This is a genomic window from Massilia glaciei (assembly GCF_003011895.2).
In the GTDB taxonomy this organism is placed as follows: Bacteria; Pseudomonadota; Gammaproteobacteria; order Burkholderiales; family Burkholderiaceae_D; genus Telluria_A; species Telluria_A glaciei.
The window spans coordinates 82,076-89,585 of the sequence record NZ_PXWF02000237.1 but is presented as its reverse complement, the minus strand read 5'-3'; the positions used below and the strand labels follow the sequence as shown (position 1 = coordinate 89,585).

Annotated in this window: 5 protein-coding genes; all 5 read left to right on the top strand. The window is 66.2% G+C overall.

The features are described from left to right. The first annotated feature begins 374 nt into the window (after nt 1-374). Entirely contained in the window at nt 375-2,723 is a 2,349-nt protein-coding gene (locus C7C56_RS14910) for a glycoside hydrolase family 127 protein (protein WP_229458788.1), read from the top strand. A 126-nt stretch (nt 2,724-2,849) separates the two neighbouring features. Continuing rightward, a complete protein-coding gene (locus C7C56_RS14905) occupies nt 2,850-3,875 on the top strand; it encodes an ABC transporter substrate-binding protein (protein WP_106758159.1) in 1,026 nt (341 codons plus the stop codon). A 16-nt stretch (nt 3,876-3,891) separates the two neighbouring features. Beyond that, entirely contained in the window at nt 3,892-5,427 is a 1,536-nt protein-coding gene (locus tag C7C56_RS14900; RefSeq protein WP_106758158.1) for a sugar ABC transporter ATP-binding protein, read from the top strand. Continuing rightward, on the top strand, nt 5,424-6,518 hold the full coding sequence (locus tag C7C56_RS14895) for an ABC transporter permease (protein WP_106758157.1): 1,095 nt from the start codon (nt 5,424-5,426) through the stop codon (nt 6,516-6,518). Before C7C56_RS14900 ends, C7C56_RS14895 begins: the two co-directional genes overlap by 4 nt. Next, nucleotides 6,515-7,504, top strand: a complete 990-nt coding sequence (yjfF, locus tag C7C56_RS14890) for a galactofuranose ABC transporter, permease protein YjfF (protein ID WP_370660209.1) — start codon at nt 6,515-6,517, stop codon at nt 7,502-7,504. The genes C7C56_RS14895 and yjfF overlap by 4 nt, the downstream gene beginning before the upstream one ends. Nucleotides 7,505-7,510: the final 6 nt, after the last annotated feature.

Below are 7,510 nucleotides of genomic sequence, written 5' to 3'. Positions count from 1 at the left end.
TCAAAAGTCGTGCAGCCGAATCCATCACTAAATTAACCAACGTCATCCCCGCCAACCAACGTCATCCCCGCGCACGCGGGGACCCAGGGGGACGATTCGAGGTCCGTACCGGCCACCAAACGTCATCCCCGCGCACGCGGGGACCCATGCTGAGCTTGCATATTCGCGGAGTGTAAACCTTCAGGCCCGGGAACCGTGGGTCTGAATTTTTCGAAGGCGCATAACTGCATGCTCAGCATGGATCCCCGCATCCGCGAGGACGACGTGGTTTTGGTGTTGCTCAATTCTAGCGACACGAATTCTGCGGCACCAGTTTTCACGAAGAAAAACCAATGCGATCCCTATTTAGACCCATGCGATTCCTATTAAGACCCATGCGATCCCTCTTTTCCGGCATGCTGACGCTGTCCCTGTGCGGCGCGCTGCACGCCGCGCCCGCCCAGCTGTTTCCACTGTCCGACGTGCGCCTCGGCGCCGGGCCTTTCCTCGAAGCCCAAAACACCGACCGCGCCTACCTGCTCGCGCTCGACCCCGACAAATTGCTCGCGCCGTTCCAGCGCGAGGCCGGCCTGCCGCTTGCCAAGCCAAGCTACGGCAACTGGGAGTCCTCCGGCCTCGACGGCCACATGGGCGGCCACTACCTGTCGGCGCTGGCGCTGATGCACGCCTCGACGGGCGGCCCGGAATTGCTCGCGCGGCTAAACAAATTCGTCGCGGCGCTCAAGCTGTGCCAGGAAAAGAACGGCAACGGCTATCTGGGCGGCATCCCCGGCGGCAGCGAGGTGTGGCAGGCGATCGCGCGCGGGACGATGCGGGCCGATAACTTCTCGGTCAACGGGAAATGGGTGCCCTGGTACAACCTCCACAAGACCTACGCCGGCCTGCGCGACGCCTACATGTACGCCGGCAACGAAGACGCGCGCGCGATGCTGATCGCCCTGTCCGACTGGGCCCTGAAACTGAGCGCGCAACTGAGCCCGGAACAAATGCAAGCGATGCTGCGCGCCGAGCACGGCGGCATGAACGAGGTGCTGGCCGACGTCGCGCGCATGACGGGCGACGACAAGTACATGGTGCTGGCGCGCCGCTTTTCGCACCAGGCGGTGCTGGACCCGCTCGCGCGCGGCGAGGACCGCCTGACCGGCCTGCATGCCAACACGCAAATCCCGAAAGTGATCGGTTTCAAGCGCATCGGCGACCTGACGGGCGAGCGCCGCATGCTGGACGCGGCGCGTTTTTTTTGGCAAACGGTGCACGACAAGCGCACCGTGGCGATCGGCGGCAACAGCGTCAAGGAGCACTTCCACGACGAAAACGATTTCTCGTCGATGGTCGGCGAGGTCGAGGGGCCCGAGACCTGCAACACCTACAATATGATCAAGCTGTCCGGCATGTTGTTCCTGGACGACCAACAAGTGCAATACGGCGACTATATCGAACGCGCGCTGTACAACCACATCCTCGCCTCGCAGCGGCCAAAAACGGGCGGCTTCGCCTACTTCACACCGTTGCGGCCGAACCACTACCGAGTCTATTCGCAGCCCGACCAGGCGATGTGGTGCTGCGTCGGCTCGGGCATCGAGAGCCACGCCCGCCATGGCGAGTTCATCTACGCGCATGCGCCCGACACCCTGTTTGTGAACCTGTTCATCGCCTCCACGCTCGACTGGCGCGCCAAGAATGTGCGCCTGACCCAGTCGACGCGCTTCCCCGACCAGGCCTCCTCGCGCATCACCGTCGACGGCGACGCCCGCTTCGCCATGAAGATCCGCTATCCGCGCTGGGTCGCGCGCGGCGCGCTGCAACTGCGCGTCAATGGCAAACGCATCAAGGCGGCCGGCGGCCCCGGCGAGTACATCAGCGTCGAGCGGCGCTGGCGCAAGGGCGACGTCGTCGACATCTCCCTGCCCATGACCACACGGCTCGAGCAGATGCCAGACCAGTCGAACTACTACGCCGTGTTGCACGGGCCGATCGTGCTGGCCGCCAAGACGGCCCCGTTCGCCAACGAAAAACTCAATTTCCTGGCCGACGATTCGCGCATGGGCCACATCGCCCAGGGGCCCGTGTGCCCGCTCGGGGCGGCGCCCATGTTCGTCAGCGACACCAGGCAATTCATGCACAGGTTCAAGCCGGTGCCGGGGCAGCCGCTGACCTTTGCGGCGCCCGGACTGATCCGCGGCCTGCATGCCGAATCGCTCCGGCTGATCCCGTTCTTCCGCCTGCACGAGTCGCGCTACACGATGTACTGGCCGTATGCCACGCCCGCCAACGCCGACCTGCTGCAGGCGGCGACCGCCAAGGCCGAGGCCGAACGGATCGCGCTCGACGCGCGCACCATCGACCAGGTCGCGCCGGGCCAGCAGCAACCCGAGTCGGACCATGCCTTCAAGGGCGAGGGCGCCGACGCCGGCGTCAACCAGGGCCGCCATTGGCGCCATGCGAGCGGCTGGTTCAGCTACGAGCTCAAGGACCCGGGCGGCGAGGCGCGGGTGTTGCGTCTGAGCTATTCGCCGGGCGACGCGGGGCGCAGGTTCGAGATCGTCGTCAACGGCCGGCGCATCGCCGACGTGACGCTCGGCGCGCCCGAGGGCGACGAGATCTACACGGTCGACTATGCGCTGGCGCCGGCCGCGCCGGGGGCCAAGCTGGTCGTCAAACTGGTCGCCCACCCAGGCTCCATCGCCGGCGGCCTGTACGGACTGCGCTTGCTGCGTCAATGATTTAAGCATATCAAAAGCGATATCAATCAAGGCAAAAAAGTGATTTGAGGGATATTACGCTTTCTCCTACACTGCTTGCATAAGCAGAGTCCGGCAGTGCCGGTTCGCAAACAACGGAGACATGCCATGACCATCGTACGCAGAACTTTCCTCGGCGGCGCCGCCGCCGCCGTGCTCACCACTTTCACCACTTTCACCACTTTCACCACCTTCGCCACCTTGGCCACCTTCGCCACCCTCGCCGCGAGCGGCGTGGCCAGCGCCGCCAAGCCGCTCGTGATGGGCTTCTCGCAGGTGGGGGCCGAGAGCGAATGGCGCACCGCCAACACGCGCTCGATCAAGGACGCCGCCAGGCAGGCGGGCGTCAAACTCAAATTCGCCGACGCCCAGCAAAAGCAGGAAAACCAGGTCAAGGCGATCCGCTCCTTCATCGCCCAGCGGGTTGACGTGATCGCGTTCTCGCCGGTCGTCGAGTCGGGCTGGGAAACTGTGCTGCGCGAGGCGCGCAACGCGAAAATCCCCGTGATCCTGACCGACCGCGCCGTCAACACGGCCGACAAGACGCTGTACACGACCTTCATCGGTTCCGACTTCGTCGAGGAGGGCCGGCGCGCCGGGCGCTGGCTGGTCGCGCACGCGGCCAAGACCCCGGAGCGCAAGCTCAACATCGTCGAGCTGCAGGGCACGGTGGGTTCGGCCCCGGCGCTCGACCGCCAGAAGGGCTTCGCCGAGGCCATCGCCGGCAACGCCAAGCTCAAGATCGTGCGCTCGCAGACGGGCGACTTCACGCGCGCAAAAGGCAAGGAGGTCATGGAGGCCTTCCTCAAGGCGCATGGCAAGGCCATCAATGTGCTCTACGCACACAACGACGACATGGCGATTGGCGCCATCCAGGCGATCGAGGAGGCCGGCTTGAAACCGGGCAAGGACATCGTCATCATTTCGATCGACGGCGTCAAAGGCGCGTTCGAGGCGATGATCGCGGGCAAGCTCAACGTGACGGTCGAATGCAGCCCGCTGCTCGGCCCGCAACTGATGCAGGTGGCGCGCGACGTGGTGGCCGGCAAGCCCGTGCCCAAGCGCATCGTGACGGAGGAGGGCGTGTTCCCGGCCGAAGTGGCGGCGAAAGAATATCCAAACCGCAAATACTAAGCGCGGGCGGATTTCTATGAGCACGACAGTCACATCCGGCACCCCGGTGCTGGAGTTGAGCGGTATTTTCAAATCATTCCCCGGAGTCAAGGCGCTTAGCGATGTCTCGCTGCGCCTCTACCCGGGCGAGGTGCACACGCTGATGGGGCAGAACGGGGCCGGCAAGTCGACCCTGATCAAGGTGCTCACCGGCGTCTACCAGCCGGACCGGGGCAGCATCACGCTGGACGGGCGGGCCATCGCGCCGCGCTCGACGGCGCAGGCGCAGGATCTCGGCATCAGCACCGTGTACCAGGAGGTGAACCTGTGCCCGAACCTGTCGGTGGCCGAGAACATCTTCATCGGACGCTATCCGCGCAAGGCCGGCATGGTCGACTGGCGCGGCATGCGCGAGCAGGCCAGGGTCTTGCTGGCGCAGTTGCAGATCGACATCGACGTCGAAGCGCAGCTGTCGAGCTTTCCGCTGGCGGTGCAACAGATGGTGGCCATCTCGCGCGCGCTCAACACCTCGGCGCGCGTGCTCATCCTCGACGAGCCGACCTCGAGCCTCGACGAGGCCGAGGTGCAACTGCTGTTCGGGGTGCTGCGCCGCCTGCGCGAGCAGGGCATGGCGATCTTGTTCGTGACCCATTTCCTGGACCAGACTTACGCGATCTCCGACCGCATCACCGTGATGCGCAACGGCGAGCGCGAGGGCGAGTACCCCTGCGGCGAACTGTCGCGATTGGCGTTGGTCAACAAAATGGTCGGCGTGGCGGCGGATGCGCCCGGCGCCGACGCCGGCATCGACGCCGCGCCGGCCGGTGCCGCCGCGCGCGCGCCCGCGCCCTTCCTGCGGGCAAGGGGGCTCGGCCGGCGCGGCGCGCTGGCGCCGCTCGACCTCGACATCCACGGGGGCGAGCTGCTCGGAATGTGCGGCCTGCTCGGCTCGGGACGCACCGAGGCGGCGCGCCTGCTGTTCGGCGCCGACCAGGCCGACAGCGGCAGCATCGCCGTGGGCGCGCGCAAGGGCGTGTTCGGCTCGCCGCGCGAGGCGATCGCGCAGGGCATCGCCTTTTGCTCCGAGGACCGCAAGCACGAGGGCGCGATCCTCGAGCTGTCGGTGCGCGAGAACGTCATCCTGGCCCTGCAGGCGCGCGCCGGATTGCTGCGCGCCATACCCTTCAAGCGCCAGGTCGCGCTGGCGCAGGACTACGTGAAATGGCTTGGCATTAAGACCGCGGACGTGGAGGCGCCGATCGGCACGCTGTCGGGCGGAAACCAGCAGAAGGTCTTGCTGGCCCGCTGGCTCGTGACCGCGCCCAAGCTGCTGATACTGGACGAACCCACGCGCGGCATCGACGTGCGCGCCAAACAGGAAATCATGGATTACGTGAGCAATTTGTGCCGCAAGGGGATGGCGATCCTGTTCATCTCGTCCGAACTGCCCGAAGTGTTGCGCTGCGCCGACCGGCTGGTCGTCATGCGCGACCGCAAGGCCTGCGGCGAATACCAGCGCGGCGAACTCGACGACGCGTCGGTGCTGCAGGTGATCGCCGGGGAGGCCGCATGAGCGGGCCTTTGACCCCCGCGGCCGCCGGCACCCCGGCCCGCGCGCCCGCCGACCGGCTGCCGGCCGGCATCGTGGCCCGCTTGCTGGCCCACCCGCTGCTGCGTCCGCTTGCGGCGCTGGCCGCGCTGCTGCTGTTCGACCTGGTGGCGATCCCGGGGTTTTTCAATCTCGAAATCAAGGATGGCCACCTGTACGGCAGCCTGATCGACATCGCCAACCGCGCCGCGCCGCTGATGCTGGCCGCGCTCGGCATGACGCTGGTGATCGCCACGCGCGGCATCGACATCTCGGTCGGCGCCGTGGTCGCGCTGTCGGGCACGGTGGCGGCGATGCTGATCGGCGGCACCATGGAGATGCACAACGGCCAACCCCATTACGTGAGCAACATACCGATGGCGTGGGCCCTGTGCGCCGCGCTCGGGGCCGCCTTGCTGTGCGGCGCCTGGAACGGCTTGCTGGTGGCCACCGTCGGCCTGCAGCCGATCGTCGCCACCCTGATCCTGATGGTCGCCGGGCGCGGCCTGGCGCAGTTGCTCACCGACGGACAGATCGTGACGGTCTACTACCAGCCCTTCTTTTTTCTGGGCAGCGGCTACCTGTTCGGCCTGCCGTTCTCGCTGACCATCGTCGCCGTCGTGTTCGCCGCGACCCTCGTGCTGATGCGCAAGACCGCGCTCGGCCTGTTCATCCAGGCGGTGGGCATCAATCCGGTGGCCGCGCGCCTGGCCGGCATCAAGACGGCGGCGTTGATCTTTTTCGTCTACGTGTTTTGCAGCGCCTGCGCCGGCTTGTCGGGCATGCTGATCGCCTCCAACATCAAGAGCGCCGACGCCAACAACGCCGGCCTGATGCTCGAGCTCGACGCCATCCTGGCCGTCACGCTGGGCGGCACCTCGCTCGCCGGCGGCAAGTTCAGCCTGGTCGGCAGCATGATCGGCGCGCTGATCATCCAGACCCTGACCTACACCATCTATTCGCTGGGCGTGCCGCCCGAGGTCAACATGGTGGTCAAGGCGGTCGTGGTGTTCCTGGTGTGCATCTCGCAATCGCCGGAATTTAAAAAAATATTCACACGCCGGAGGGCAGCATGATGCAAATGCAGGCGCGCGGGCGCGCCCTGATGGCCGCGCCGTATTTCACTTCGCTCGTCACGGTGCTGCTGCTGTTGGCGATGTTCGGCATCGGCGGCGCCGCCTACCCGGGCTTTTTGTCGGTGCAGGTGGTGCTCAACCTGCTCATCGACAACGCCTTCCTGCTCGTGATCGCGGTAGGCATGAGCTTTGTGATCATTTCGGGCGGCATCGACTTGTCGGTCGGCTCGGTGCTCGCGCTGAGCACCATGGTCGCGGCCTGGCTGCTGCAGACGCTGCACTGGCCGCCGCTGCTGGTGATCGGCTGCGTGCTGCTGCTCGGGGCCGGTTTTGGCGCCGCCATGGGCGCGCTGATCCATTACTTCAAGCTGCAGCCGTTCATCGTGACGCTGGGCGGCATGTTCCTCGCGCGCGGGTTGTGCTATCTGATCAGCATCGATTCGATCACGATCGACGATCCGCTGTTCGTGGCCATGTCGCAAACCCAGGTGCCGGTGCTGGGCGGCTTCGTCTCGCCCGGCGCGCTCTTGGCGCTGGCCGTGCTGGCGCTGGCCGTGGTGCTGGCCCGCTACAGCGCCTTCGGCCGGGCCGTCTACGCGATCGGCGGCAACGAGCAATCGGCGCTGATGATGGGCCTGCCGGTGGCGCGCACCAAGGTGCTGGTGTACGCCTTCAGCAGTCTGTGCGCGGCGCTGGCCGGGGTGCTGTTTTCGTTCTACATGTTGTCGGGCTACGGCCTGCACGCCCAGGGCACCGAGCTCGACGCGATCGCCGCCGTGGTCATCGGCGGCACCTTGCTCAGCGGGGGCTACGGCTATGTCGCCGGCGCCCTGTCGGGCGTGCTGGTGCTCGGCGCGATCCAGACCCTGATCGCCTTCGACGGCACGCTCAGCTCGTGGTGGACCAAGATCGTGATCGGCGCCCTGTTGTTCGTGTTCTGCCTGGTGCAGCGCGTGATGACCTTCGGCGCCGCCCGCAACACTTGAATCAAT

What these genes read in the sequence shown, in the direction of transcription:
- yjfF (WP_370660209.1), top strand. Translation starts at nt 6,515, where the DNA reads ATGATGCAAATGCAGGCGCGCGGGCGCGCCCTGATGGCCGCGCCGTAT.
- C7C56_RS14905 (WP_106758159.1), top strand. Translation starts at nt 2,850, where the DNA reads ATGACCATCGTACGCAGAACTTTCCTCGGCGGCGCCGCCGCCGCCGTG.
- C7C56_RS14900 (WP_106758158.1), top strand. Translation starts at nt 3,892, where the DNA reads ATGAGCACGACAGTCACATCCGGCACCCCGGTGCTGGAGTTGAGCGGT.
- C7C56_RS14910 (WP_229458788.1), top strand. Translation starts at nt 375, where the DNA reads ATGCGATCCCTCTTTTCCGGCATGCTGACGCTGTCCCTGTGCGGCGCG.
- C7C56_RS14895 (WP_106758157.1), top strand. Translation starts at nt 5,424, where the DNA reads ATGAGCGGGCCTTTGACCCCCGCGGCCGCCGGCACCCCGGCCCGCGCG.